Raw genomic sequence first — 25,979 nt, forward strand, 5'->3', positions numbered from 1 at the left:
CCGGGCTGAACGAACCGTGAGACCTGCTGCCTTGGAGCGGCTGACCGCGGAATCTCAGGGAGAGGACCGATAGCTCAGGTGATCGATTGGATGCTGTCGCTGACTGGCCAGCTGGAGTCATGGATCATGACACTCGCCGATGCCTGGTGGGTCTATTTCGTGGTGTACGGATTCGCCGCGTTCGACGGCTTCTTCCCCTCGGTGCCCAGCGAATCGACGATCGTCACGCTCTCCTCCCTCTGGTCGAGCTCGGGCAAGCCATCGATCATCCTGATCGGCCTCGCCGCCTGGATCGGCGCCTGGACCGGGGACAACCTCGGCTATCTGCTCGGCAACAAGATCGGCTACGAGCGCTTCAAGTTCCTGCGCGAGGGCAAGGGGCGCGCCGCCGTCGAGGCCGCTGACCGGGGCCTGCAGAAGCGCGCCCTGGTCTTCCTCATGACCGCCCGCTATATCCCCTTCGGCCGTACCGCAGTCAACCTCGTCGCTGGTGCCGTGCACTACCCCCACCGGGAGTTCTGGCCCCGCTCATTGCTGTCCACCTTCGTCTGGGCGGTCTACTCCTGCGCCATCGGAGCCCTCGCTGGGGCCTGGTTCGAAGACAACCACCTGCTGGGCATCACAGTGGCGCTGATCGCCGCGGTGGTGATGGCTCTGCTCGTCGAGCGGCTGATCAACGCGGTGCACCGCGCGCTGGACCGTCGTGCCGAACGCCGTGAGGAAGCGGAGGGTGCGGCGCAGGGCACAACCCACGAAGGGGAGTCCTCCACCGAGGGCTCCGCGATCGAGGACCCCGCAGACCCGCAGCCCGAAGCCGCAGCTCCCAGCGCCGAGCTCTCTGCCGCTGAGCGATCAGCAGCTGAGCGATCGACTGCTGAGCGATCGACAGCCGAGCGATCGACAGCTGAGCGGTCCACGGCTGAGCACGACCCCACACGGTGGCCCGACACCGAAGTTTCCGCTGGCTCGGATCCTGCGCTCACGCAGCCCCGCCCGGGGCTCCCGCACGGCGCACCGATCGTTGTCAGCGCTGAATCCCCGAGCGCAGCCCGAGGCGAGGAGAGCCCCGCATGAGCATCACCATCCGCCCCGCACTGCCCGCTGATGTGCGCGCGATCAACTCGCTGGTCGAGCCCATGACCCATACCGGGGTGCTCCTGGGCAAGGACCTCGTCTCCTACTACGAGTCGATCCAGGAGTTCCTGGTCGCCACGGATGAGCACAGCCAGGTGATCGGCTGCGGCGCCCTCCACGTGATGTGGGAGGACCTCGCCGAAGTGCGCACCCTGGCGGTCCATGACGACCAGCGGGGAACCGGTCTTGGCCATCGCCTGCTGGAGGCTCTGCTCGAGCGCGCCCTCCAACTCGGGCTGCAGCGGGTGTTCTGCTTGACCTTCGAGGTGGAGTTCTTCGCCCGCCACGGCTTCGAGGTGATGAGCGAGAGCGTCGACCCCGAGCTCTACAACCAGCTGCTGCGCTCACTCGACGAGGGCATCGCGGAATTCCTCGATCTCGCCAGGGTCAAGCCCAACACCCTGGGGAACACGCGGATGATCAGGCAGCTGAGCAGCTGATCTGGCGGCTCGACAGCTGATCAGGCTGCTCGACACCGCAGCCACCGACCCCCGAGGGGTCCCTGTCACTCAGGGCAGTTGCAGACTCTCGCCGACGCGGACCGCGAGCCCGTCGGCGATCAGCGAGGCGGTGCAGCGTTGCACACGAGCCGGGTCCTCGGGATCCAGGGCGAGCAGCAGCTCTTCGAGCGCAGCGCCGTCACGACGCAGCAGAGCCATGATCTGGCCGCGCATCTGCCGATCCGTCCCTTCGAAGCTCTGGCGACGTCGAGTGTCTGCTTCTGGTGCGGGGCGCCCTGCGGCCAGCCATGCGCAGCCCTCAGCTGCCAGGGGGCATTCTTCGCAGCGCGGCGACCGTGCGGTGCAGACCAGCGCCCCCAGCTCCATCACCGACTGGTTCCAGGCGACGGAGCGCTGCGGCTCGGCGGGGAGGCTGCGGGCGGCGAGCAGGCGCTCCGCAGCGCTGTAGGAGCGATCCGGCAGCGCACGACCCCGACGGGAACGGGTCAGCACACGCCGGATGTTGGTGTCGACCACGACGGCGCGTCCATGGTGGGCGAAGGCGGTGACTGCCGCGGCGGTGTATTCACCGACCCCCGGCAGAGCACGCAGCGCCTCCTCCCCGCGAGGCACCTCACCGCCATGCTCGCGGACGATGGCGCGGGCGCACTCCTGCAGCCGCAGCGCCCGTCGCGGATAACCCAGCCGATCCCAGCGGCGCAGCACCTCTGCGGTCGAGGCATCGGCGAGATCAGCAGGCGTGGGCCAGAGCTCCATCCACTCCTGCCAACGAGGCAGCACCCGGACCACGGGAGTCTGCTGAAGCATCACCTCGGAGACCAGGATCGCCCAGGCCGAGACTCCCTCGTGCCGCCAGGGCAGATCACGGCCGCTGCGCGCGAACCACGCGATGACAGCGTCGATCGACCCCTCGTCGACAGCAGAGCAGGGGTCATCCGGGGCGACGTCGGTGGGGGAGGCACTACGAACGGCGCGGGCCGAGACCTGATGGTCCCGACCCGCGCCGCTCGTGGATGGTGCCGAAGCACCGCTCATGGAAATCAGACCTGCGGGGTGGTGCCGCCGGGCTGGACCGGGCCGCCGCGCTGCGCGGTGAGCGCGTCACGGATCTCGGTGAGCAGGACGATGTCCTCAGACACCGCGGTCTCCTCTTCCTCGGGCAGGCCACGACGCTTGCGATCCATCGCGCGAGCGGCCGAGATCGGCATCACGAAGACGAAGTAGACGACAGCAGCGGTGATCAAGAATGCGATGACCGCGGAGATGACGACACCGAAGTCCACGCGGGTGGCCTCATTCGCGCCGATGATCTTGAACGAGAGTCCGTTGACGTTGGAGCCGCCGAAGACATTGATCACGGGCTGGATCAGGCCGGATACGAAAGCGCCGATCAGAGCGGTGAAGGCGCCGCCGATGACGACACCGACCGCCAGGTCGATGACGTTGCCCTGCATGACGAAGTTCTTGAAACCCTTCATGGGATCATCCTTCTTGATTCGGGGGAAAGGGAGGAGCCACGGAAGCGGTTCCGCCCGGACTCTAGCCGATCACCGCGACCATGAGGGTGCCCGCGCCGAGAGCGTGAGCCAGTTCTCCTGCACGGGAACGGCCCACGGCCACCAGGATCTGGGAGGAGCCGGTGCCGCTCCCGCTCAAGGCGGCGTCGGGGGCAGTCGTCGGGACTGACCGGACCACCTGGGCGGCGATGCTCTTGCGGGCATCCTGGGAGGTGCTGGCGACGAGGAGTTCGATATCGGTGCCCGGGCTCAGATGCGGAGCGAGCAGATCGGGTACCGGCACCACCATCAGGACCGCCCCCTTGGGAAGGGCAGGTTGTCCATCCGCTGAGAGATAGGGGTCAAGGAGCGGGGTGCCGGCAGGAACAGGTAGTGCAGTGGTGCGGCCGAGCACGTCCTCGGCCTTGGTCGGTGCCTCGGCAGGCACCAGCTGCACGGCGGTGCGCACAGTGCGCAGATGCTCGGGTCCCAGCACCGTCCCGACCGGCAGATCCTCGTTCGCGACGATCACCCGGACTCCCTGGGCCGAGGGAGGCAGGAACGAGGGCAGTACCGCGGTGACCGCTACCGCGAGCGCCAGCACCGCGAGGAGGCGCCGACGGCGGCGGAGGACACGGCGCCAATGCGGCAGATGATGGCGGAATCGGGAGAGCATGCCTGGACGCTAGGCCGCTGGCTCTCCCGGTGGGGTCGCTGGGGCCCCACGGTGGATGACCACTCGATGGGGAGGAACGGTCGAGACCTGAGCACGGCAGCGCAGAGCAGTGCCGCGCAGAGCGCGCTGCAGGCCCTTGCAGAGCGTGAACTCAGGAGAGCGTGAGCTCAGGATTTCCGAGCTCAGGACGCCGCAGCGGCGACCGGCTGTGCGTACGTGGCCGACGAGCTGGCCGTGGTCGAGGAGTCAGCAGCGGCGGGCGCAGCAGAGGTCGTCGACGTGTCGGCAGCGGACTCTGAAGAGCTGGAGGAGCTCGAGGCGGCCGTGGAGGCCCCCGAGGTCTGGGAATCGGTCGAGTAGAAGCCCGATCCCTTGAAGACGATGCCCACCGAGTCGAAGACCTTGCGCAGTGCATCTTCGGCGCACTCGGGGCAGGTCACCAAGGAATCTTCGCTGAAGCTCTGATACTGCTCGAAACGGTGCGCGCAGCTCTTGCAGGCGTAGACGTACGTGGGCACGCGGGATCCTCCGGGATGATCGATGGGCACGGGTCCGCCGCAGGGCTGACCGCCGACCATCTTACGACTGCAGAGCCCTCAGGCGCGCTCGGACGTGATCAGCGAGACCAGCCCGTCGGCGGTGAGCACGCGCGGGATCGGCACATCATGCTCCCCTCGCACCAGTGACCCCTCCTCCAGCAGCTCGCTCGGGTGGACCACGGCCACCACCAGGGCGCTCTCCGGGATCGTGGCCAGGGCACGGTCGTAATATCCCGCCCCGTGACCGATCCGGGTGGCCGAACGGTCCACAGCGACGGCGGGGGCGAGCACGAGCATCACCTCGTGGAGGGCTCCGACGCCCAGCCGCTTCCCCTGCGGCTCTCTGCCGAAGCCGCGTCCGGGAGAGTCTTGGAACTCGGAGGTTCCATCCCAGGAGATCCACTCGAGTTCGGTGCCCGCGTCGGCAGCAGGGAACACCAGTCGAGCTCCCGTCTGCGCCAGCCGGTGGGCCAGCGGCATCACATCGGCTTCGGTGGGGGTGGGGTGAAAGCAGGCGACCAGAGGCATGGCAGTGCCTGCCTGCCGCGCGGCGACCACGGCCGTCTCGACGGAGGCGATCAGGGGTTCGGCGTGCTCGAGCAGCTGCTGAGCTTCCTGGGCTCGTCGGGCCCTTCCGCCCTCGCCTGCATAGATTGCGGCTCGCCCGGCTCGCAGCTGCCGGCGTTGCTCCCGCTTCTTCGACGCCATCGTCTCTGGATCCATGACGACAGGGTCCCATAGGACACTCGCGTGGAGGGTCAGCGGGAGACGTGCTGGCGACTACGATGGCGCGATGGTTCACGTGTGGCCGCTGGCCCTGCACGACGGCGAGCTGACCCTGCGACCCCTGCGGCGGCGCGACCGCACAGACTTCGACCGGTTGCGGGCGCGCAATGCAGACTGGCTGCGCCCATGGGATGCGAGCGATCCGGATCGCGGTCGGGCCGGGATCGATTTCCGCACTCTACGTCGCTGGAACGAGCAGCAGGCACGGCTGGGTACGCACCTGCCGCTGGCGATCACGCTCCGCGGTGGTGCCGTGATCGGACAGATCACCGCCGGCCCGATCCAATACGGAGCCCTGCGCACTGCGGTGCTCGGGTACTGGATCGACCGCGAGGCAGCGGGGCGCGGCCTGGTGCCGCGATCGGTGGCGCTGGTCATCGACCACCTCTTCGCCGAGCTGGGACTGCACCGGATCGAGGTCACGGTGAGACCGGAGAACACTGCGAGTCTGCGCGTGGTCGAGAAGCTCCACCTGCGGTCGGAGGGGATGCGGCGCGCGGCGATACACGTCGATGGTGCGTGGCGCGACCATCTCGTCTTCGCGCTCACCGCAGAGGAAGTGGCCACGGGCGATGACGGCCGCGGGGTGCTGAGACGGCTGCAATACGAGTTTCCTTCCGACACGCCCACGACGTGACCAGGGGAATCACAGTCGTGTCATTACTCTGTGGGTGTGGAGTCCATCAATCTCGGAGCCGTCCTCTTCGGCATCCTGCTGCTGCTGTGGCTGGCCTATGCCCTGCCGCGCACCGCGAGTCGTCGTGAGGTGATGGGCCGTGCCCACGCCGCGGACGAAGCCGAGATGACCCCCCAGGCGCGGGACCTCTCCGCGGCCGTCCACGCCCGCCGCATGCCTACTGAGGTGAACCCGTCCATGTCCCAGGACCGTCTGCTCCTTCGCCCTGCTGATCCGACACGCCGTCCCCGCTTCGACGCCGAGCCGGGTACCCGCATCGACCCCGCCCAGGAGCGCGTCCGCTCCCGTCGTCTGCTGCGCGTGGTGCTGGGTGGGATGCTCCTGGCGACGGCGGTGCTGATCGGTCTCGCTGTCACTCAGACCGTCACCTGGTGGCTGCCGGTGATCGCGCTGATCGGCACCGTGATCTATCTGCTGGGGCTGCGGCGCAGCGAGCTCGAGCGGAGGTCGCGGCAGACCCGTGCCGTGACCCGCGCCCGCCAGCAGCGGGCCGAGCAGGAGACCGCGCGGCGCCGTGCGACAGCAGTGGACCGTGCGTCCAGCCCGGTCGCGGTGGCCGACGCCATCGAGCCCGCTCCTTCTGCGGCGACTGACGAGAGCACTCCGCTCGAGGATGCCGCTCAGCGCGCACTTCAGCAGACCACCCGGCCGGGGGAGTGGACCCCCCGTCCCGTGCCCCGCCCCACCTACACGATGCGTGGTGAGGTGGACGATCTCGCCACCCGCCATGCCGCCCACCGACAGAGCATCCTGGCCACCACGGTGCCGCTCGAGGGTGCGCAGGTCGAGGAGCTCGAAGCCGTCGAGGAGAACTTCGCACCGGCTCAGGATCTGCACCTCGACGAGATCCTCGCCCGCCGACGGGCCTGAGATGCGCGCGGGCCGAGACTTCGGCCGCCTCGAGACCCTGCTCGCCCGCGAGGGCTATCAAGAACGGCCGGTCGCGGTCCTCGATCTTGACGCCTTCGACGCCAACGCCGAGGATCTCGCGCGCCGTGCCGCCGGCACCCCGCTGCGCATCGCCTCGAAATCGCTGAGGTTGCGGGGCCTGCTCGACCGGGTGCTCGCCCGGCCCGAGTACGCCGGAATCCTCGCCTTCACCCTGCCCGAAGCCTTGTGGCTGGTCGAGCACGGGGCGCGAGATGTCGTGGTCGCCTACCCGACCGCCGAACGCGGAGCGCTGCGCCGACTCGCGATCTTCCCCGAGGCGCTGGACGCGATCACGCTGATGGTCGATGAGACCGCGCACCTCGACCTGCTCCTCGAGGCCACCTCCGATCTGCGCCCCCTGTCCGCGGGCCGACGATTCCGCCTCGCCCTCGAACTCGATGTCTCCTACATACCGGCGCCCGGCGTGCGATTCGGCGCCTTCCGCTCCCCGCTGCGCACCGCGGCGCAGACCGTGGACCTCGCTCGCGAGATCCAGGCCAGACCGGAACTCGCACTGGTAGGGCTCATGGCCTACGAGGGCCACATCGCCGGGGTGACCGACGCCGCCCGCACCCCCTACGGCGCTGCGGTGCGCGCCATGAAGGGGCTCTCCCGGCCGGAGATCGCCGCGCGCCGTGCCGAGGTGGTCGCTGCGGTGCGGGAGGTCGCCGAGCTCGAGTTCGTCAACGGCGGCGGCACCGGGTCGATCGAATCCACAGCCGCCGAGGACGTGGTGACCGAGATCGCGGCCGGCTCGGGACTGATCGGCCCCGGGCTGTTCGACCACTACCGAGACTTCGCCCCGCGCCCTGCCCTGCTGCTCGGGGTGAGCGTGGTGCGCCGACCCTCCCCGAACGTGGCGACCCTGCTCGGCGGCGGATGGATCGCCAGCGGGGTGCCCGGACCGGACCGCCTCCCCACCATCGCGCACCCGACAGGTCTCACCTTCGCCACCCAGGAGGCAGCGGGGGAGGTGCAGACCCCCGTCCTCGGGCCCGCCGCCGAGAGGCTGCGAGTGGGGGACACCGTCTGGCTGCGCCATGCCAAGGCCGGTGAGCCCGCAGAGCACTTCGCGAGCTACCTGCTGGTCCGCGGCGACCAGATCGTCGGATCCCAACCCACCTATCGCGGGGAAGGTGCAGTCTTCCTCTGAACAGTCTTCCCCGTTCTTCCCTCCGTGCCACCTCGGCGTAGGTTCCAGACCCCGGGGCCTGCGATCCACACCACCGAGCCCCGAAGGAGCGGCCGATGCCGACGAGCACCATGACCCTCCGCACCTGGAGCAGAGCCGTGCGGTGGACACCGCAGCAGGTGCTGCGCCCCACCTCGCAAGATTCAGTGGTCGCAGCCATTGCTGTCGCCCGCGCCCGCGCCTGCTCCTTGCGGGTGATCGGTGGTGGCCACTCCTTCTCCGCCCTCGCAGCGACCGACGGAATCACTCTGTCGCTGGACGGCTATCAGGGCCTGGTCGCGGCGGATCCTTCAACGGGTCTCGTCACCCTGCGCGGCGGCACGCGGCTGTGGGCGGTGGCCGAGCTGCTGGCCCCCTATGGACTCGCGCTGTCGGTGATGGGGGATATCGACCGCCAGTCCATCGCCGGAGCGATCCAGACCGGCACCCACGGCACCGGCGCACGCTTCACCGGCTTCGCCGGGATGGTGCGCGCTCTGCGGCTCGTGCTGCCGGACGGCTCCGTGGTGGACACCTCGCTGGACCGCGACCCGGCGCTGTTCGAGGCGGCCCGCCTGGGGCTCGGCGCCATCGGCGTGATCCTGGAGGTGACGCTGCAGTGCATTCCGGCCTATCGGCTCGAGCTCGTCGAGAGCACCGAGCCGATCGAGGCGACCACCCGCTCTTTCCTCACCATCTCGGATACCACTGACCATCACGAGTTCTTCTGGTTCCCCCGCACCGATCGCGCCACTGTGCGGACCATGCATCGTGTGCCGGCGGCCACCCCGCGGGAGCGCCCTGCCCGTGCCATCGAGCTGTTCCAGCAGGAGCTGCTCGGCAACGGGGCGTGGGAGCTGCTCTGCCGCAGCGCAGCAGCCATCCCCTCGCTGAGCAGGCCCGCCGCAGAGATCGCCTCTCACGTGTTCGCTGGGCCCAGGATTGTCGATGACTCGGCCGCGGTCTATGTCGCTCCGCGCCGGGTGCGCTTCCACGAGTCGGAGTGGGCGCTGCCCGCGGAGCGCTTCGAGGACGCCTTCGCCGCGCTGCAGCAGCGCTTCGAGGAGGAGTCGGTGCGCGTGACCTTTCCGCTCGAGGTGCGCCGTGCCGCCGCCGACCACGTCTGGCTGTCCACCGCCTTTGGCCGCGACACGGTCTACATCGCCGCTCACCGGTATCACGCAGAAGAGGCGGGGCCCTATCTGCTGCTGGTGCAGCGGACGCTCGCGGACTTCGGGGCCCGTCCGCACTGGGGCAAGCAGCACTGGCTCGGCGCCCGCGAGCTCTCGCGCCTCTATCCGCGCTTCGAGGACTTCCAGGCCGTGCGCCGCGCCGTCGACCCGGCGAGTCTGCTGATGACTCCCTATCTGCGCCACCTGCTGGAGGATCAGCCCGGCAGCTGAGCTGTCCGCACCGCAGGCGGAAGCCCCGGTGCCGACGGACCGGGCTAGCCTGGCGGTGATGAACACCACCGCGCCCCGCACCCCGTCCGATTCCCTCCCCTCTCCCTCGCACCTGCTGGACATCGCGACCGCCGCGGCCTTCGCCGCCGCCGAATACATCCGCGGCCTGGACCGCGACGGCATGGCCCGCGAGTACAAGACCTCCAGTCACGACATCGTCACCGAACACGACCGGGCCAGCGAGGAGATCATCGTCTCCGAGCTGCGACGGCTGCTGCCCACCGCCCGCATCGTCGGTGAAGAGGGCGGGGAGCGTCCGGCCGAGCAGTCCGCCACGAGCGCTGAGGGCGCGGAGCCGGTGGTCAGCTTCTACGTCGACCCCATCGACGGCACCAGCAACTTCGCCGCCGGCCTGCCGCTGTTCTGCATCTCGATCGGCGTGACCATCGGCGACGAGCTGGTCGCCGGCGTGATCGACGCCCCGGTGCTCGGTCAGGTGTTCGCCGCCGCCGATGGCGACGCCACCCTGAACGGCCGCGTGCTGCGACCCCGCGCCACTCGGTCGGCGCCCGATGCCCTGGTGCTCGCAGGGTTCCCCGGCCAGCGCGTCGGCGCCCAGTTCCCCGACTACGCGGCACGTTCCCTGCGCTCCCTCGAGGATGAGGTCTCCGCGGTGCGGCACCTCGGCTCGGCGGCGCTCGAACTCGCCTATGTCGCCGCCGGCTGGGCCGACGCGACGGCACTGACCGCGATCAACTCCTGGGACGTGGCGGCCGGCTTCCACATCCTGCGTCGCGCCGGCGGCTCGCTGCGCACCTGGCCTGGCGAGGGCGGCGTGGTGCGCCCCGATCACCTGCAGCCTGCCTATGTGGCCTGCACCGGGCAGGAGCGCGTCGCCGTGCTCGACACCGTGCAGGAAGAGCTCCAGGAGCTGCGCGACGCCCTGACGTGAGACCTGATGTGAGAGAGGTTGTGACCTTCCTCAAGACACTGATCTCGATGCGACAGCACTGCGGCCGCGGTGCTAATCTGTCGGGGTCGCTCAGCGACATGGGGCTATGGCGCAGTTGGTAGCGCGTCTCGTTCGCAATGAGAAGGTCGGGGGTTCGAATCCCCCTAGCTCCACCGCAGGTCAGAGATCAGAACCGCCCTTCCGGAAGTATCCGGAAGGGCGGTTCTGTGTTCGTAGCGGGGTCGTCCGGGATCAGGGGACCGTGTACCCCGCAGCGCGGAACAGCTCGTACCACTCCGAGCGCTCGAGAGGGACCTCGGAGCCGAGCGCAGCATCGGCCACCCGCTGCGGGGTGGTGGTGCCGAGGACGACCTGGATCTGGGCGGGATGGCGCGTGATCCAGGCGACGGCGATCGCGATCGCGGGGACGTCGTACTTCGCCGCGAGGCGATCGATGACCTCGTTCAGCTCCGGATAGTCCGGGGAGCCGAGGAACGGTCCGTTGAAGAATCCGGCCTGGAACGGTGACCACGCCTGCAGCGTGATGTCATGCAGCCGGCAGTAGTCGATCAGCCCGTCATCGCGGGTGATCGACTGATCGAGAGCCTGCATGTTGGCCGCCACGCCCTGGGCGATCAGCGGTGCGTGGGTGATCGAGAGCTGCACCTGATTGGCCACGATCGGCTGGCTCACGGACTTGCGCAGCAGATCGATCTGGCGGGGCGTGTGGTTGGAGACACCGAAGTGGCGCACCTTGCCCGCGGCCTCGAGCTCGTCGAAGGCCCGAGCGACCTCGTCGGGCTCCACCAGTGCGTCGGGCCGGTGCAGGAGCAGGATGTCGATGTAATCGGTGCCCAGCGCCTCGAGAGACCCTTCGACGGACTCGATGAGGTGCTCGTAGGAGAAGTCGAAGTACGGGCCCGAGGGAACGATCCCCGCCTTGGTCTGGATCACCCAGTCGGCGCGCTCGCTCGCGGAGAGCTGGAGCGCCTCGGCGAAGCGCCGCTCGCAGCCGTGCAGGTCGGATCCGTACACGTCGGCATGGTCGAGGAAGCTGATGCCCGCCTCTCGTGCAGTGCGGATCAGGGTCCGCACCTCGTCATCGGTCTTGTCCTGGATGCGCATCAGGCCCAGGGTCACGTTGGACGCGGTGATATCCGTGCCCGGCATGGTGAAGGTCTTCATGGTGGAGATCCTGCCGATCTGGTGGTGGTGGTCGTGATCGTGGTGGACTGGGGCGGTCAGTTGACCTCGAGCGGGTGGCCGCCCACACGCCCGGAGCCGTCGCGAGGATCGAGAGCATCGATCGTCGTGATCTCGTCAGCGGTGAGCTCGAAGCCGAACACGTCGAAGTTCTGGGCCATGCGCTCACGGTGGACCGACTTCGGGAAGACGATGATGCCGCGCTGCAGGTGCCAGCGGAGCACCACCTGCGCAGGGGAAACCCCGTGTGCTGCGGCGGCCGCGGCGACGGCCGGGGCCTCGAACAGCGGGTACTTGCCCTGCCCCAGCGGGCCCCACGACTCGATGTGCATGCCGTGCTCGGCCGCCCACGCGAGGATATCGCTCTGCTGATGGGCCGGGTGCAGCTCGATCTGGTCGACGGCAGGGACGACCCCGGTGTCCTTGACGATGCGGTCCAGGTGCTCGGGCAGATGGTTCGAGACCCCGATGGAGCGGGACAGTCCCGCGTCACGGATCTCGATGAGCTTCTCCCAGGCGTTCGAGAAGGTGTTCTTCTCCGGCGTCGGCCAATGCGTGAGGTAGAGGTCCACGTACTCGAGGCCCAGCTTCTCCAGGCTGGAGCGGATCGCATCGTGCGGCGCCTCGCCTGCCTGGTGGTCGTTCCACAGCTTGGTGGTCACGAACAGCTCCTCGCGCGGGATGCCGCTGCGTGCGATCGCTGCGCCGACGCCTTCTTCATTGCCGTAGATCGCGGCGGTGTCGATGTGTCGGTAGCCGAGCTCCAGGGCGGTGCTCACTGCCTCCTCGGCCTCGGCCGGCGCGACCTTGAAGACGCCGTAGCCGAGCTGGGGGATGAGGTGGCCGGAGTTCAGGGTGAGGGTGGGGACTGATGTCATGCAGGACAGACTAGAAGTGCGTAATCTATACGTCCAACAGCTCGCATCGATGGGATTGAGAAGCAGGAGCGGTGAATGGAACTTCGTCAGATGGAATACGTGGTCGCCCTCGCCGAGGAGCGCCATTTCACCCGCGCGGCGGAACTCGCCGGCATCTCCCAGTCGGGACTGTCCTCGGCGATCCGCAGCCTTGAGGCGGAGCTCGGCACGCCTCTCTTCGACCGCACCACTCGCCGGGTCGAGCCCACTGCCGCGGGCCACGCGCTGGTCCCGCACGCCCGGGCGATCCTCGATGAGGCGGCCAGGGCCCGTGATGCCGTGGTCCGGGTCAGCCGTACCGTCACCGGTTCGCTGCGGATCGGTGCCGAGCAGTGCCTCGGCCTGGTCGACGTCTCTGCGCTTCTCGAGCGCTTCCACCGCCGCTATCCCCTGGTGGAGACCGAGTTCGTCCAGTCGGGTTCCCATGAGCTGGTCGATGCCGTGCGCACCGGGCACCTCGACGTCGCCTTCGTCGCGACCACTCGCCACCTGGGGGCCGTGCGGCATCTGCCGTTGGGCCATGAGCCGCTCGTGGTGCTCCTGCCTCCTGAGCATCCGCTGGCCGCCCGCTCGGAGCTCAGCTGGGAGCTGCTGGACGGCCAGGGGTTCGTCGACTTCAGTGCTTCCTGGGGAGTGCGGACCCTCAACGACGAGTCGCTGGCGGCGCATGGGATCTCCCGCCGGGTGCGCTGCAGCGTGAACGATGTCCACACCCTGCTCGACCTGGTCAGGCGTGGCCTCGGCATCGCGATCGTCCCGCAGCATGTCGCGGCGAAGCCGCAGGCTGAAGGGCTGGTGCGGGCGTCTCTGCCCGGGGCTACCTCCCTGGAGTGGACCGTCAGCGCGATCAGCCCGATGCACGAGCGGACGGATATCCCCGCGGGGATGCTGCTCGAGCTGCTCGGAGAGACCTGTCTGGGCACCGATGGCACGGATCTCTGCGACCAGGCAGATGCGCTCGCCCGTGAGCTGGACGTGGAGGCCCGGACTCCACAGCACGTCGACGGATAGGCACGGCACGTCGACGGGTCGGGCGAGCACGGCGGCAGCCGGAAGGTTCAGGGCAGCAAGGTCAAGGACTGCGCTGGTGCCCGAGCGCAGGTGCTGCGCTCAGATTTTCATGCCAGCCTGCGCCAGCTGTGCTGCGGGTCGAAGCCCAGGATGGCGCGTGCCTTGTCGATCGACAGCAGGGTCCCATTGCCCGCGATGTCCCCGTGCACCGGAACCCCCGGGAAGATCTCGGCGACCAGCTCGGTGTTGTCGCGCGACATCACGGTGTCGGCGGCGGCGATGATGAAGCGGTCAAAGCCGGGGGCCGGGTGCTCGAGCGCGAGACGTACGGCCTCGGCGCCGTCGCGACCGTCGATATATCCCCAGAGGTTCCATCTGCGCAGCGTCGCATCGGCGTCGAAGGACGGGAACTCGGCGTAATCCGCCTCGTCCATGACGTTCGAGAAGCGCAGCGCGATGATCTTCAGCTCCGGATGCCAGCGTGTCAGCTCGATCGCCATCTGCTCCTCGAGGTGCTTGGAGAGCGAGTAGGTCGACTCTGGGCGCGCCGCGTACTCCTCGTCGACCGGGATATACGGCGGAGGGGTGTCGAAGGGCAGCCCGAGGACCGTCTCGCTCGAGGCGGTGACGATGTTCGTGATGCCGGCCTTGATCGCGGCGTTGAACACGTTGTACGTGCTGACCATGTTGTTCTGGAAGGTCGCCGTGTTGGACGCGAGCCCCGGCGCCGGGATCGCGCTGAGGTGCACGACGGCGTCGAACCCGTCCGGTGCCTGTTCGTCGATGCCGGTGAACGCGTCGAGCACCTGGCCGGCGTCACGCAGGTCGATGCGTACGAAGCCGGGGCCTCGTTCCCCGGACTGGTCGAGGTTGACGACCAGATGTCCATGGCTGCGGAGGCTGCTGACCACCGTGCGTCCGAGCTTGCCCGAGCCACCTGTCACTGCGATTCTCATGCGGTCATCCTGCCCTATCAGTGCCATCGACTGCAGCAGCGCCGCCGACTGCGGCGGCGCCATCGGCTGTGGCAACGCCGTCGGCTGCGGTCTGGTGGTGTTCAGTGTTCAGTGTTCAGTGCTCAGTGCTCAGTGCTCAGTGCTCAGTGACCGGTGGCCGCGGGAATCGGGCGGAACCGGCCGCCCATACCTCGGGTGAGCACCACGGCGCTGCCGGGTCCCACGCGTGCGGCGGTGTCCTCCAGGTGTTCTATGACCACGGCGAGGGCGTGGCGCGCGTCAGCATCCTCTGTACTGCGCACGGTGGCGTCAACCGCGAAGCGCAATGCCACCCGCCCCACCCGTCGGCCGCCCACCAGCGGTGCCTCCACCTCTTTCTGCTCGACCACGTGCAGGGTGCCGAGGGCGAGCACGGCCTGGTCCATGACATCAGCGGGGGAGCAGCCGGGGTGGAGGCTCCCGATGGGCACGTGCATGCGATAGCTGGGCATGGGCGCAGGCTATCTGTGCTGCCTGCTTCCAGCAGTCTTCTTCCAGCAGTCCCGCGACGTGGCCTTACCCGTAGGACCCCGTGGTCTGGGAGGATTGAGCGGCAAGACTGAGCAGGGCTGGGCAGGGCTCAGTCGCGCGGGGTGGTTCCGGTAGGGCAGAGCTGAGCGGGGAGAGGAAGTCCATGACGCAGAGCATCGTGCTGATCCACGCCATCCGTTCCTCGCGGACGATGTGGAAGGGACAGGTGCGTCGTCTGCGCGAGCGCGGCTATGAGGTGATCGCCCCGGACCTGCCCGGGCATGGCCGTCGTCGCGAAGAAGAGTTCACCCTCGAGGGAGCGCTGGAGACGATAGACGAGGCCGTCGCCTCCTGCACTGAGCCACCACTGCTGGTCGGGCTCTCCCTCGGCGGCTACCTGACCCTGCACTGGGCAGGCACTCATCCGGGCCGGCTGGCCGCCGTGGTCGCGGCGGACTGCACGATCGTGCCGGGCCCCGCGACCGCGCGCCTCTACGGGCTGTGGATCTCGATGAAGGACTGGCTGCCCGGAGATTCCGACGCCAGGGTCGCCCGCTCCTTCGCCCGCCGCCACACCCGAAAAGCGTCCAAGCGATACTACGGCGGTGGTCGCGCCCACGGGGTGGTCCGCGCGGTGGTGCGGCTCATCGGCGGTCTCGATCTGCTCGCCGACATCGCAGAGATCGACGTCCCGATCACCTTCCTCAACGGCGAGCACGATCCGTTCCGACGTCACGAGGCCCTGTTCGTCGAAGCCGCCCGGGATGCCGAGCTGGTGATCCTCTCCGATGCCGGCCATGTCGCGAACCTCTCCCGCCCGAAGCGGTTCGCGAAGCTGCTGGACCGTGCCGCGCGAGCGAGCGTGACGCTGTGAATCCAGACGGCGCCGCCGTGCCGGCCGGAGCAGATCCAGCGGCGCAACGGCAGGCCCCCTGGCCGGTGGTCCTGATCCACGGCACCCGCACCTCTCACAGCCAGTGGGACCTCCAGCTGCCTTCCCTGCGCGCCGCGGGGCACCCGGTCACCACCCCGGACCTGCCCGGGCATGGCGCTCGACGCGGTGATCCGTTCACCCTCGAGACCGCCGTCGCGGCGATCCAGGATGCGGTCCGCCACAGCCACGAGCGCTCCGGTGAGCCCGTGCACCTGGTGGGCAGCTCCCTCGGCGGGATGCTCGCGATCCACACCGCCAGCCGCCTCTCCACCATCCCGGGGATGCTCGGCTCGCTCACCGCGTGTGGGGCGGCTCTGCAGCCGGGCCCGCGCGGCGCCCGCCTGTACGGGGCCCTGGTGCGGGGAACAGATCTTGTGCCGGGCATGCGCACCGGCGTGAGCGGGGACCTCTTCACCTGGATCCTCGGGCAGAACGGAGCCCGCGCCTACCTGCGGGGCGGCCGGGCGGACGGCTCAGTGGTCGCTCCCGCCTTCGCCGCGGTCGCCTCCCTGGACCTGCACGAGGATCTGCGCCAGATCGATGCCCCGGTCACCTTCCTGCACGGCCGTGGCGACCATCTGCGTGCCCATGAGCGGAGCCTCGCGGCCGCCGCTCCGCACGGGCGGCTGGAGGTGCTCCCGTACGGCGACCACATGGTGAACCTCAAGACACCTGGCCGCTTCACGGCTGATCTGCTTCGAGTGCTCGCTCGTGCCCAGCGGGAACAGGCTCAGCAAGAAAAAGCTCGACAGGAACCGGCCTGACAGGAGCGGGGAGAACCGGTCGACGGGTCGTAAGCTGGGGGGATGCACACCACTCCACTGCGTGTCGGCTTCGTGCCCGGCGTCGAACCCGACCGTTTCATGCGCCGCTGGAAGTCCGGCCACCGGGATGCCTGGCTCGAGCTGATCCCCGTGCCGCTCTCGCGTCAGCACGAGGCGCTCACGGCAGGAGAGGTCGACATGTGCTTCGTGCGCCTGCCACTGGTGGCAGCGGAGCTGCACATGGTCTCGCTCTGGGAAGAGCGGGCCGCCGTCATGGTGGGCAGCGACAACGAGCTCAGCCTGCTCGACGAGATCGGCGAAGAAGATCTGGAAGCGGAGACCGAGATCCCCTCCGCCCACCTCGACGACGCGGCAGAACGGATCGCGGTGGTCGCCGCTGGGGTCGGTTACACCCGCATCCCCCTCTCGCTCGCCCGTCTTCACCACCGCAAGGACGCCGTCTCCCGGCCATTGCGGGATGCCGAACCGTCGCGCATCGCCCTGGCCTGGCCGCGCGCAGCGGATGATCCGGTGCGTCAGGAGTTCGTCGGTGTGGTCCGCGGCCGCACCTCTCGCTCCAGTCGCTGAACTCCTCCCTCCCAGCGCGCAGGCGGCCGCACCGGCAAGCCCACGAAGCAGTCCCACGAACAAAACCCCGCATGAGTCCTCCGGGACGAGCCTCACGAAGGAGCATCACCGATGACCGATCAGCCCCGCATGAACGTCGAGAGCTTCAACCTCGACCACCGCACCGTCGCCGCGCCCTACCTCCGCATCGCGGATCGCAAGGAGCTGCCCGGCGGCGACGTGCTCACGAAGCTCGATGTGCGCTTCACCCAGCCCAATGTCGCGCATCTCGAATCCGAGACCGTGCACTCGCTCGAGCACATGATGGCCGAGCACATGCGCAACCACTCGGGTGACGTCCTGGACGTCTCCCCGATGGGCTGCCGCACCGGCTTCTACGTGCTGCTGGTCGGCGATCACACCACCGAGAGCTTCGCCCCGGTCCTCGAGGCCACACTCCAGGACCTGCTGACCGCGACGGAGGTGCCCGCCGCCAACGAGATCCAGTGCGGCTGGGGTGCGCACCATGACCTCGAGGGTGCACAAGCGGCCGCCCGCGAGTTTCTCGACCAGCGGGCCGCCTGGGCTCAGGTCACCGCGAGCTGATGCCCTCGCGCACCGCCGCCAGCAGGCGCGCGGTGCGCTCGTCGGTCGCGAGGTCGTCGATCGACACCGGGGCGCCGCCCGCGTCCGCGAGCGGGATCCGCCAGTTCGGATACTCCTCATCGGTGCCCGGCTGATTCTGGATCCGTCGCTCACCCACGCAGTCCACGAGCGAGACGCCCAGCAGCATGGAGGGGGTCCGCGCCAGATGTCGGTGCAGGGCCAGCACGGTCTGCTCGATATCCGCGCCCTCTTCGAGCAGTCCTTCGCCGCGGAGCACGTCGAGTACCTGTTCGCGACCTGTGGCGTCGGCCTCGAGCTCCTCGGCCAGATCCCGCTCGAGCAGTCCCAGCTCATGGCGCAGCGCCACGTGGTCGCCTGCCAGGTAGCCAGCCGTAGGCGGCAGGTCGTGCGTGTTCACCGAGGCCATGCACAGGGTGCGGTAGTCCTCGGCGCGCAGCGGATGGCCCTCGCCGTCGTACTCGAACCAGAGGATCGAGGTGCCCAGGATCCCGCGGTCCACGAGATAGTCGCGCACCCACGGCTCGAAGGTGCCGAGGTCCTCGCCGACCACCAGCGTGCCTGAGCGCTGCGCCTCCAGCACGAGGATCCCGATCATCGCCTCATGGTCGTAGGAGACATAGGCGCCGTCGGCCGCCTCATGGCCCTCAGGGATCCACCACAGCCGGAACAGCCCGAGCACATGATCGATCCGCAGCGCTCCCGCGTGGCGCATCAGGGTGCGCAGCATGTCCCGCCACGGCCGATAGGACGCGTCTCGCAGCCTCTCGGGGTGCCAGGGCGGCTGATGCCAGTTCTGGCCCTGCTGGTTGTACTGATCGGCCGGCGCGCCGACGCCGACGCCGCCGGCGAGCACCTCGCGCAGGCGCCAGGAGTCGGCGCCGACCTGCTCGACCCCGACGGCGAGGTCGTGCATGATCCCGATCCGCATCCCGGCGTCGCGGGCCGCGGCCTGCGCGGCGCCCATCTGCTCGTCCAGAAGCCACTGCGTCCAGACGTGGAAGTCGATCCGCCCGGACAGCTCGCGACGGGCCTGCCCGAGGGTGGCCTCATCGAGATCCTGCAGGCAGGCCTCATCTGCCGTGCCGCGCACGGACTCCGCGATCGCGGACCACAGGGCGAAATCTTCGAGCCCCTGCCCCTCCCGGGCGCGGTAGGCATCCAGCAGGGCCTGGCGCCCTGCCGTCAGAGGCACCGCGAACAGCTCCTCGAGCGCCTGCAGCTTCGCTGCGAGCACGTCATCGCGTTCGAGGCGGTCCACGCGGTCATTCCAGCCGGAGACCTCCTTGCGCAGGAGGCTCACCCGCTGGCGGGCGAAGTCAGGCAGCTCCCGGTGCTCGGGGACGTCCTCGATCCGCAGGTAGAGCGCGCTGGTGAAGCGACGCGTGACCGGCAGATAGGGGGAGGGTTCGACCGGCGGGGTCGGGTAGGAGGCATGCAACGGATTGACCAGCAGGAAGTCCGCGCCATGGCGCGCACCGCTGATCGCGGCGAGATCGCGCATGTCGGCGAGGTCGCCGATGCCCCAGGAGCGCTCCGAGCGGACCGAGTACAGCTGTGCCTGGAGCCCGAAGGCGCGCTGGGTCGCGAACTCCGCATGGACGGTCAGCCGAGCGGGCGTGATGACGAGGTCCGCCTCGACGGGGCCCTGCGCGGTCTCGGCCACCAGGCGATGCCAGCCCAGGGGCAGCCCGAGCGGGATATGGAACCGCGCGCGGCCCCGCAGAGCCCCGTCGAACTCGAAGGGCGGGGTGTTGTCCTCCGCCTGGTAGAGATCGCGACGGCCGCCGTCCTCGAGCTGCACGTGCAGGCTCACCGGGGTGCCGTGGTCGATGTGGACGGGGACGGTGGTCGCGCGGTCCTCGCGCAGCACCGTCACCGGGGGGAGCGTGCGCGTCCAGGGGGCACGCTCGCGCTCGCTCCGCACAGAGGAGACATCCTCCTCGCTGGTCGCGGACGCACCGAGCGCGGCGAGGATCGCGTGCAGAGTGTCGTCGGCGACGTCTTTGAGAGTGCCGTCCCAGCCCCAGTACTGGGTGCTGACACCGAGGTCGCGGGCGAGATCACGCAGCGCTGAGGAATCTGGGGCCATGGGGCAATCGTAGCGGCCGGAAGCGCCGGAACAGACCGGGTCGGCTCAGGTCCAGGACGGCAGCCACATGCGGTAGCGCCACTGCTCGACGTCGAGCACCTGGCCTGTCCACACCGGCCAGAAGAACGCTGAGACCAGGACGATCAGGACCAGCAGCGAGCCGATGAACAGACCACCGGCCAGCCGGCGCTCCTTGTCCGCGCCGGGGGGACCGATCACCAGCGTCATCACATAGGCCAGGCACAGGATCAGCCAGGGCGAGAACGCCACGACGTAGAAGGTGAAGATCGTGCGGTCGGTGTACAGCAGCCACGGCAGATAGCCGGCGGCGATGCCCGACAGCGCCGCCCAGCCGCGACCGTCTCGGAAGACCACTGCGATCACCAGCGTCACCAGGATCGCCAGCGTCCCCAGCCACCAGATCAGCGGGTTGCCGACCGAGAGGATGTGCGCGCCGCACTTGGCGACCTCGCAGCCCTGCTCCCCGTATTCGGAGGAGCGGTAGTAGAAGTTCGTGGGACGCAGCTGCAGCAGCCAGCCTGCGGGATTCGCCGCGTAGGGATGCTCCGAATCAAGGCCCACGTGGAAGCTGTAGGCCTGGCGGTGGTAGAGCCACAGCGACAGCAGAGAGTCGAGCACACCGTTTCCAGTGGCCATGTGCTGCTCTGCCGCGAGGTGTCGGTTGTAGCCGACGGAGGAGGCGAACCAGCCCGCGAACGAGGCGACATAGGTGACCAGAGCGGTGCCGACGATCGCGAAGAACGCGGGCACGGCATCCCTGACGAACCCTCCCAGCAGCCAGTCGCGCTGGGCGATGGTGCGGCGCGCCCACCAGTCCCACAGCACCGTCATGATTCCGAACACCGCGACGAAGTACAGCCCGGACCACTTCACCGAGCAGGCCATGCCCAGCAGCAGTCCGGCCAGCACGCGCCAGGGCCGGATCCCGCCCGAGACTCCGAGCGGAGGCGCGCTCTCGGCGCCGGAATGCAGCGCTGCCGAGGCCAGCGCGAGCCGCTCCCGGAACCGGTCGCGGTCGATCAGCAGCGCACCGAATGCCGCAAGTGCGAAGAACATCAGGAACGGGTCCAGCAGGCTGGTGCGGGAATGGACCAGGGACACCCCGTCGATCGCCAGCAGCAGGCCGGCGATCAGGCCCGCGGTGGTCGAGCGGAACAGGCGTCGGCCGATCCGCGCCAGCAGCAGCACTGCGATCGAACCCAGCAGCGCCGAGGAGATCCGCCAGCCCCAGGGGTTGTCCGTGCCCAGCAGCACCATCCCGCCGCCGATCAGCCACTTGCCCAAGGGAGGATGGACCACGTACGCGCCCTGGGGCTCGTAGGAGTTCACCTCCCCGGCTTCGAACGCGGCATCCGGCTCCTCGGGCCAGGACATCTCCACACCCTCCTGGGTGATGGCGTAGCCGTCCTTGACGTAATACGTCTCGTCGAAGATCAGCTCCTCGACGGAACCCAGGCCCCACAGACGCAGCACCAGGGCAAGTCCGAACACGGCCATCGCCCCGGCCCATGCCATCCGGGACAGCGGCAGGTCGAAAGCCTTCAGTCGCCGACGGTAGGAGACGAGCAATGCGCCCGACTCGTCCTCGACGGGGGCGCGGTGGGTGGCTTCCTCCTCCGTGTGCACCCGCACATGCTAGGACATCACCAGCACCGAGCATCGGCGCGTGCGTGCGCAGTCGGTGCGCACCGGGACGAGGGAGCCGGTGCGCCTCAGGCTGGATAGCATGGCCAGATGCTGGAACCCGGAGTCCTCACCCTCGCCGCCACCCCTATCGGCAATCCGCTGGATGCCTCCGTGCGCCTGATGCGCGCGCTGGGGGAGGCAGACCTGATCGCCGCCGAGGACACCCGACGGCTCGCCCGCCTGGTGCGTGAGCTCGAGGTGGAGACCAGCGGGCGGATCCTCTCCTATCACGAGCACAACGAGGCCGAACGGACCGGCGTGCTGCTCGAGGCGCTCGCGAAAGGTCAGCGGGTGCTGATCGTCACCGATGCCGGGATGCCGGTGGTCTCCGATCCTGGTTTCGAGGCGGTGCGGGCAGCCGCGGAGGCCGGCTTCCGGGTCACCGTGATTCCCGGCCCCTCGGCGGTGCTGACCGCGCTGGCCGCCTCTGGCATCGCCCCGGACCATTTCACCTTCGAGGGCTTCCCTCCCCGGCGTGAGGGGCGCAAGGCCACAGCCTTGGAGCCCCTCGCGGGCGAGCAGCGCACCATGATCTTCTTCGAATCGCCGCGCCGCACCGCCGCCACGCTCGCCGCGATGGCAGAAGCCTTCGGGGCGGACCGCCGCGCCGCCGTCGCCCGGGAGCTGACCAAGACTCATGAGGAGATCGTGCGCGGCACCCTGGCCGAGCTCGCTGCCTGGGCGGCCGACGGCGATGTGCTCGGCGAGGTGGTGCTCGTGGTGGCAGGAGCAGTGCCGGCCGCAGCCACCGCGGAGAGCCTCGTCGCGCAGGTGCTGGCCAGGGCGGCGGCGGGGGAGCGGCTCAAGGATGCAGCCAAGGAGCTCGCCAAGGCGCACCCCGGGGTCGGCGCGAGCGAGCTCTACGACCTGGCGCTGAAGCAGCGGTGACCTCGCACTGACACGGGGCAGCTGAGACTGTTCGGGTGCCCGGGTGCCCGGGTGCCCGGGTGCCCGGGTGCCCGGGTGCCCGGGCGCTCGAACGCAGAGCAAGGCTGTCATCGCACATGACGACGCCCCTGACAGCAGCTGCTGTCAGGGGCGTCGTCGGAGATCTCGGTGGTGCGGGCCAGGGCCCGCGCCGGATCACTCCTTGATCGAGATCAGTCTTCGATCTGGAGGAGGCCGCGCTGGTACGCCTTTGCGAGGCGACGCGGCACGGAAGCGGTACGGCCGCGAACCGTCACCTGCACGAGGTCGGCGTTGTTGGCCTTCCACTGCGAGCGGCGGGAGTGCGTGCGCGCACGGGACATCTTGAACTTGGGCACTGCCATGGGATGCTCCTTGACGGTCCGGAGGGTGAACTGGCGCTGGCGCCCGTCCCGAGCAGCGACCCGAACCCGGTCCGTGAGGAATCGGGGCGCTCGGGTGCACGAAAGGACGCACAACGACGACTTATCTTGCCACATCCTGGCGCTCACCGCTCGCTCTGAGGCCATGAACTAGCGCACCGGAGGGGTGGGATGCGGCACACCTCACGATGGGACGGCCCGCAGGCCGCACTTCGGGCGTTCCACAGGCCTCACTCCGAGGTGGCCGGGCACAGTCTGGTCACGCTCGCGGTCCAGGAGTGCCCAGTGGTCCGGGGCTGTCGCCGACACTCCTACCATGGTCGCATGTCCTCTGAGCGCCAGAACCCGTCCGGCACCGCCGCCCCTCCGCCGGTGCGTGACCGTGAGGACATCGATCCCCGCGGGAAGAAGCGCGACCGCTCCTGGCCAGCGATCCCCGAGCCTCTGCCCTTCCCCGTGATCGACAACCACTGCCATCTCGACTTCGCCGATGGCGACGAGCAGCTCACCGTGAACGACCACGTCGCACGCGCCGCGGCCGTCGGCGTCGATGCACAGATCACCATCGGATCAGACCTCGAGGCGGTGCGCTGGACTGCGTCGCTGCTTGCCTCCGAGGAGTGCCCTCCCTCCCTGCGAGGTGGCATCGCCGTGCACCCCAACGAAGCCGCGCTCCACGCGCGGGGCCGGGACCGCCAGGGTCGAGAGCTGGTGGGGTTGGACGAGGCGATCGCTGAGGTGTCCGAGCTGCTGCGCGGCCCCGGGATGGTCGTCGTGGGGGAGACGGGGCTGGACTGGTTCCGCACGTCCCGGGACGATGAGCAGGCCCGTGCCGCTCAGATCGAGTCGTTCCGTGCGCACATCGCACTCGCCAAAGAACTGGATCTGCCGCTGCAGATCCATGACCGGGACGCCCACCGCGACGTGCTCGAGGTGCTCGAGGCGGACGGCGCTCCGGAGCGCACCGTCTTCCACTGCTTCTCCGGCGACGCCGAGTTCGCCCGTGCCTGCGTGGACCGCGGGTGGTATCTCTCGTTCGCCGGGACCGTGACCTTCAACAGCGCCGGCTACCTGCGCGCAGCGCTCGCGGAGGTGGGGCTCGGCCGGGTGATGGTCGAGACCGACGCACCCTTCCTCACCCCGGTGCCCTACCGGGGGCGACCCAACTCCTCCTATCTGATCCCGCACACCATGGCCACCATCGCCGAGGTGACGGGTGTCGACCTGGAGCAGGCATGCCGCTCGATCCGCACCACTACGCAGGATGTCTACCGATGGCCTCTGGAGGTGGCGGCATGAGCGGCGACGAGACACAGAGCACGGGACTCCTGCTCACCGCCCGAGACATCCGTGATCTCGCCGACGCGGCAGGGATCCGACCCTCGAAGCAGCGCGGGCAGAACTTCGTGATGGACCCGAACACCGTGCGCACGATCGTCGGCCGAGCCCATGTGGAGCCGGGGCAGGCGGTGCTCGAAGTGGGGCCCGGGCTGGGGTCGCTGACGCTCGGACTGCTCGAGGCAGGGGCCGATGTGGTCGCCGTCGAGCTCGATCGCGGACTGGCCGAGCTGCTCCCGCTCACGCTGCGTGCCCGCGGCGTCGAGGACGACCGCTTCCGGCTCCTCCATCACGACGCTCTGCAGGTGACTGAGCTGCCGGCACTGCCTCGGGCAGGGGAGCCGACCGCACTGGTCGCCAATCTTCCCTATAACGTCGCCACCCCCATCCTGCTCACGATGCTCGAGCGCTTCGACTCCCTCCGCACGGCTCTCGTGATGGTGCAGTCCGAGGTGGTGGACCGCCTCATCGCCGGCCCCGGCTCACGCACCTATGGCGGACCGAGCGTGAAGGTGGCCTGGTACGGCCGGGCCGTGCACGCGGGGAAGGTCTCTCGACAGATCTTCTGGCCGGTCCCCAACGTTGACTCGGCGCTCGTGGAGCTCGTGCGGCATGAGCAACCGCTCGGCACCGCTGCAGAGCGCGAGGCCGTGTTCACGGTCATCGATGCGGCCTTCGCGCAGCGCCGCAAGACGCTCCGTGCTGCGCTCGCCGGCTGGGCAGGCTCCGCTGCACGTTCCGAGCAGATCCTGCGCGCTGCCGGCATCGATCACAGTGCTCGAGGCGAGACCTTGGAGATCGAGCAGTTCCGGGCCATCACCCAGGCGGAGCGGGAGCTGGGGCGGTCAGAAGGGGTGACGCCCTGATGGTTCCTGCACTGGAGCGGGTGGTCGTCCGCGCCCCGGGGAAGATCAACCTGTCGCTCATGGTCGGTGACGTCGATGCGCGCGGCTATCACTCCCTGGCCACGGTGTTCCAAGCAGTGGACCTCTACGAGACGGTCACCGCGACCCGTGCCCGCACCCTCAGCCTCGAGGTCACCTCGGAAGTGCCCGGCGACCTCCCCCTGGATGGCAGGAACCTCGCTCTGCAGGCGGCTGAGCTACTGCGTGCAGAGTGCGCGCTCGACGTCGGTGCGGCCCTGCACATCCATAAGCAGGTGCCCATCGCCGGCGGCATGGGCGGGGGATCTGCCGACGCCGCGGCGACGCTGGTCGCGCTCGACCGCCTGTGGGGCACCGGACTGGGCAACGAGCAGCTGCGGGAGCTCGGCGCTCGGCTGGGGGCCGACATCCCGTTCGCGATGCTCGGCCACACGGCACTGGGGCGCGGCAACGGCACCGATCTCACCACTGTGCTCACCCATGGGGAGTGGACCTGGTTGCTCGCGGTCCCCGGCGGCCATCTCTCCACTCCGGAGGTGTTCCAGAAGTTCGATGAGATTTCGCTGGCGACCGGACGTGTGCTGCCTGAGCAGCCGGAGCTGGACGAGCGGCAGCTGCAGGCGCTCAGCGGCGCGAACCTCGAGCTGCTTGCGGACACCCTGCACAACGACCTGCAGGTCGCAGCCTTCGCCCTGCACCCCGGCCTGGAGCTGGTGGTCGAATCAGCTGAACGCCTGGGCGCGCCAGCCGCACTGGTCAGCGGCTCCGGTCCCACGATCGCGGTACTGGTCGAGGATGAAGTCCAAGCGCGCTCGATCGCCGCGGGGCTGATGCGTGACGGACTCGTCGAGAACTGTCTGGTGGCGCGAGGCTCCGCACCCGGGGCGAGCGTGCTCGAGGAGAGCTGAGCGTCGACGGGCCGACGGGTCGCGGCTCCG

The 25,979-nt window shown here is 69.2% G+C and carries 28 protein-coding genes and 1 tRNA gene; 17 read left to right on the top strand and 12 right to left on the bottom strand.

What is annotated here, in order from left to right:
* The first annotated feature begins 90 nt into the window (after positions 1-90).
* Positions 91-1,074 (top strand): VTT domain-containing protein, encoded by a 984-nt coding sequence (locus tag ABD893_RS08515; protein WP_345078320.1) that lies wholly within the window; start codon positions 91-93, stop codon positions 1,072-1,074.
* Complete coding sequence (locus tag ABD893_RS08520) at positions 1,071-1,574, top strand: amino-acid N-acetyltransferase (protein ID WP_345078323.1); 504 nt, start codon at positions 1,071-1,073, stop codon at positions 1,572-1,574. The genes ABD893_RS08515 and ABD893_RS08520 overlap by 4 nt, the downstream gene beginning before the upstream one ends.
* Before the next feature lie 69 nt (positions 1,575-1,643).
* On the opposite strand, the gene ABD893_RS08525 is transcribed toward ABD893_RS08520, so the two are convergent.
* From ABD893_RS08525 to ABD893_RS08545, 5 genes are all read right to left on the bottom strand, one after another.
* Positions 1,644-2,630: an HhH-GPD family protein gene (locus ABD893_RS08525; protein ID WP_345078326.1), complete on the bottom strand. Its 987-nt coding sequence runs from the start codon at positions 2,628-2,630 to the stop codon at positions 1,644-1,646.
* A 5-nt stretch (positions 2,631-2,635) separates the two neighbouring features.
* The gene (mscL, locus tag ABD893_RS08530) at positions 2,636-3,073 is read right to left on the bottom strand and encodes a large conductance mechanosensitive channel protein MscL (RefSeq protein WP_345078329.1); all 438 of its coding nucleotides are present in this window, start codon (positions 3,071-3,073) and stop codon (positions 2,636-2,638) included.
* 61 nt (positions 3,074-3,134) lie between these two features.
* On the bottom strand, positions 3,135-3,767 hold the full coding sequence (locus ABD893_RS08535) for an SAF domain-containing protein (RefSeq protein ID WP_345078332.1): 633 nt from the start codon (positions 3,765-3,767) through the stop codon (positions 3,135-3,137).
* A gap of 182 nt (positions 3,768-3,949) precedes the next feature.
* The gene (locus tag ABD893_RS08540) at positions 3,950-4,285 is read right to left on the bottom strand and encodes an FmdB family zinc ribbon protein (RefSeq protein WP_345078335.1); all 336 of its coding nucleotides are present in this window, start codon (positions 4,283-4,285) and stop codon (positions 3,950-3,952) included.
* Positions 4,286-4,363: 78 nt separating this feature from the next.
* A complete protein-coding gene (locus tag ABD893_RS08545; RefSeq protein ID WP_345078337.1) occupies positions 4,364-5,029 on the bottom strand; it encodes a 5-formyltetrahydrofolate cyclo-ligase in 666 nt (221 codons plus the stop codon).
* Positions 5,030-5,099: 70 nt separating this feature from the next.
* Here ABD893_RS08545 and ABD893_RS08550 point away from each other — a divergent pair, with 70 nt between their 5' ends.
* The 6 genes from ABD893_RS08550 (at position 5,100) to ABD893_RS08575 (ending at position 10,418) form a co-directional block, all read left to right on the top strand.
* A complete protein-coding gene (locus ABD893_RS08550) occupies positions 5,100-5,729 on the top strand; it encodes a GNAT family N-acetyltransferase (protein ID WP_345078339.1) in 630 nt (209 codons plus the stop codon).
* A 36-nt stretch (positions 5,730-5,765) separates the two neighbouring features.
* Complete coding sequence (locus ABD893_RS08555; protein WP_345078341.1) at positions 5,766-6,659, top strand: hypothetical protein; 894 nt, start codon at positions 5,766-5,768, stop codon at positions 6,657-6,659.
* 1 nt (position 6,660) lies between these two features.
* Positions 6,661-7,872 (top strand): alanine racemase, encoded by a 1,212-nt coding sequence (locus tag ABD893_RS08560; protein ID WP_345078344.1) that lies wholly within the window; start codon positions 6,661-6,663, stop codon positions 7,870-7,872.
* A gap of 95 nt (positions 7,873-7,967) precedes the next feature.
* The gene (locus ABD893_RS08565; RefSeq protein WP_345078347.1) at positions 7,968-9,293 is read left to right on the top strand and encodes a D-arabinono-1,4-lactone oxidase; all 1,326 of its coding nucleotides are present in this window, start codon (positions 7,968-7,970) and stop codon (positions 9,291-9,293) included.
* 58 nt (positions 9,294-9,351) lie between these two features.
* Entirely contained in the window at positions 9,352-10,245 is an 894-nt protein-coding gene (locus ABD893_RS08570) for an inositol monophosphatase family protein (protein ID WP_345078350.1), read from the top strand.
* A 100-nt stretch (positions 10,246-10,345) separates the two neighbouring features.
* Positions 10,346-10,418, top strand: a tRNA-Ala gene (locus ABD893_RS08575).
* Between the two features lie 79 nt (positions 10,419-10,497).
* On the opposite strand, the gene ABD893_RS08580 is transcribed toward ABD893_RS08575, so the two are convergent.
* Positions 10,498-11,430: an aldo/keto reductase gene (locus tag ABD893_RS08580; protein WP_345078353.1), complete on the bottom strand. Its 933-nt coding sequence runs from the start codon at positions 11,428-11,430 to the stop codon at positions 10,498-10,500.
* Positions 11,431-11,486: 56 nt separating this feature from the next.
* Entirely contained in the window at positions 11,487-12,326 is an 840-nt protein-coding gene (locus ABD893_RS08585) for an aldo/keto reductase (protein ID WP_345078356.1), read from the bottom strand.
* A gap of 75 nt (positions 12,327-12,401) precedes the next feature.
* Here ABD893_RS08585 and ABD893_RS08590 point away from each other — a divergent pair, with 75 nt between their 5' ends.
* On the top strand, positions 12,402-13,376 hold the full coding sequence (locus ABD893_RS08590; protein WP_345078359.1) for a LysR family transcriptional regulator: 975 nt from the start codon (positions 12,402-12,404) through the stop codon (positions 13,374-13,376).
* Between the two features lie 107 nt (positions 13,377-13,483).
* On the opposite strand, the gene ABD893_RS08595 is transcribed toward ABD893_RS08590, so the two are convergent.
* Positions 13,484-14,332, bottom strand: a complete 849-nt coding sequence (locus ABD893_RS08595; protein WP_345078363.1) for an NAD-dependent epimerase/dehydratase family protein — start codon at positions 14,330-14,332, stop codon at positions 13,484-13,486.
* Positions 14,333-14,475: 143 nt separating this feature from the next.
* Entirely contained in the window at positions 14,476-14,823 is a 348-nt protein-coding gene (locus ABD893_RS08600) for a hypothetical protein (protein WP_345078366.1), read from the bottom strand.
* A 182-nt stretch (positions 14,824-15,005) separates the two neighbouring features.
* On the opposite strand from ABD893_RS08600, the gene ABD893_RS08605 reads away from it, so the two are divergent.
* From ABD893_RS08605 to ABD893_RS08620, 4 genes are all read left to right on the top strand, one after another.
* The gene (locus ABD893_RS08605; protein WP_345078369.1) at positions 15,006-15,716 is read left to right on the top strand and encodes an alpha/beta fold hydrolase; all 711 of its coding nucleotides are present in this window, start codon (positions 15,006-15,008) and stop codon (positions 15,714-15,716) included.
* The gene (locus ABD893_RS08610; protein ID WP_345078372.1) at positions 15,713-16,540 is read left to right on the top strand and encodes an alpha/beta fold hydrolase; all 828 of its coding nucleotides are present in this window, start codon (positions 15,713-15,715) and stop codon (positions 16,538-16,540) included. The genes ABD893_RS08605 and ABD893_RS08610 overlap by 4 nt, the downstream gene beginning before the upstream one ends.
* 42 nt (positions 16,541-16,582) lie before the next feature.
* A complete protein-coding gene (locus ABD893_RS08615; protein WP_345078375.1) occupies positions 16,583-17,128 on the top strand; it encodes a LysR substrate-binding domain-containing protein in 546 nt (181 codons plus the stop codon).
* A 111-nt stretch (positions 17,129-17,239) separates the two neighbouring features.
* Complete coding sequence (locus tag ABD893_RS08620; protein WP_345078378.1) at positions 17,240-17,713, top strand: S-ribosylhomocysteine lyase; 474 nt, start codon at positions 17,240-17,242, stop codon at positions 17,711-17,713.
* Here the strand turns inward: ABD893_RS08620 and malQ are convergent.
* A complete protein-coding gene (gene malQ, locus ABD893_RS08625; RefSeq protein WP_345078381.1) occupies positions 17,700-19,823 on the bottom strand; it encodes a 4-alpha-glucanotransferase in 2,124 nt (707 codons plus the stop codon). The two genes, ABD893_RS08620 and malQ, sit on opposite strands and share 14 nt — an antisense overlap.
* A 45-nt stretch (positions 19,824-19,868) precedes the next feature.
* Positions 19,869-21,470, bottom strand: coding sequence for a dolichyl-phosphate-mannose--protein mannosyltransferase (locus ABD893_RS08630; protein WP_345078384.1), 1,602 nt, complete (start codon positions 21,468-21,470; stop codon positions 19,869-19,871).
* Between the two features lie 108 nt (positions 21,471-21,578).
* Between ABD893_RS08630 and rsmI the strand changes: the two genes are divergently transcribed.
* Positions 21,579-22,418, top strand: a complete 840-nt coding sequence (gene rsmI / locus ABD893_RS08635) for a 16S rRNA (cytidine(1402)-2'-O)-methyltransferase (protein ID WP_345078387.1) — start codon at positions 21,579-21,581, stop codon at positions 22,416-22,418.
* A 212-nt stretch (positions 22,419-22,630) separates the two neighbouring features.
* Here the strand turns inward: rsmI and rpmF are convergent, their stop codons facing one another.
* On the bottom strand, positions 22,631-22,801 hold the full coding sequence (gene rpmF / locus ABD893_RS08640) for a 50S ribosomal protein L32 (protein ID WP_096799564.1): 171 nt from the start codon (positions 22,799-22,801) through the stop codon (positions 22,631-22,633).
* Positions 22,802-23,143: 342 nt separating this feature from the next.
* Between rpmF and ABD893_RS08645 the strand changes: the two genes are divergently transcribed.
* The 3 genes from ABD893_RS08645 to ABD893_RS08655 are packed head-to-tail and all read left to right on the top strand — an operon-like array spanning position 23,144 to position 25,949.
* Positions 23,144-24,118 carry a TatD family hydrolase gene (locus tag ABD893_RS08645; protein ID WP_345078392.1) on the top strand — a complete coding sequence of 325 codons (975 nt, stop codon included), beginning with the start codon at positions 23,144-23,146 and terminating at the stop codon, positions 24,116-24,118.
* Entirely contained in the window at positions 24,115-25,023 is a 909-nt protein-coding gene (gene rsmA / locus ABD893_RS08650; RefSeq protein ID WP_345078395.1) for a 16S rRNA (adenine(1518)-N(6)/adenine(1519)-N(6))-dimethyltransferase RsmA, read from the top strand. Before ABD893_RS08645 ends, rsmA begins: the two co-directional genes overlap by 4 nt.
* Positions 25,023-25,949 (top strand): 4-(cytidine 5'-diphospho)-2-C-methyl-D-erythritol kinase, encoded by a 927-nt coding sequence (locus ABD893_RS08655; RefSeq protein ID WP_345078398.1) that lies wholly within the window; start codon positions 25,023-25,025, stop codon positions 25,947-25,949. The genes rsmA and ABD893_RS08655 overlap by 1 nt, the downstream gene beginning before the upstream one ends.
* Positions 25,950-25,979: the final 30 nt, after the last annotated feature.

Source organism: Brachybacterium paraconglomeratum (assembly GCF_039541415.1).
Lineage (GTDB): Bacteria > Actinomycetota > Actinomycetes > Actinomycetales > Dermabacteraceae > Brachybacterium > Brachybacterium paraconglomeratum_A.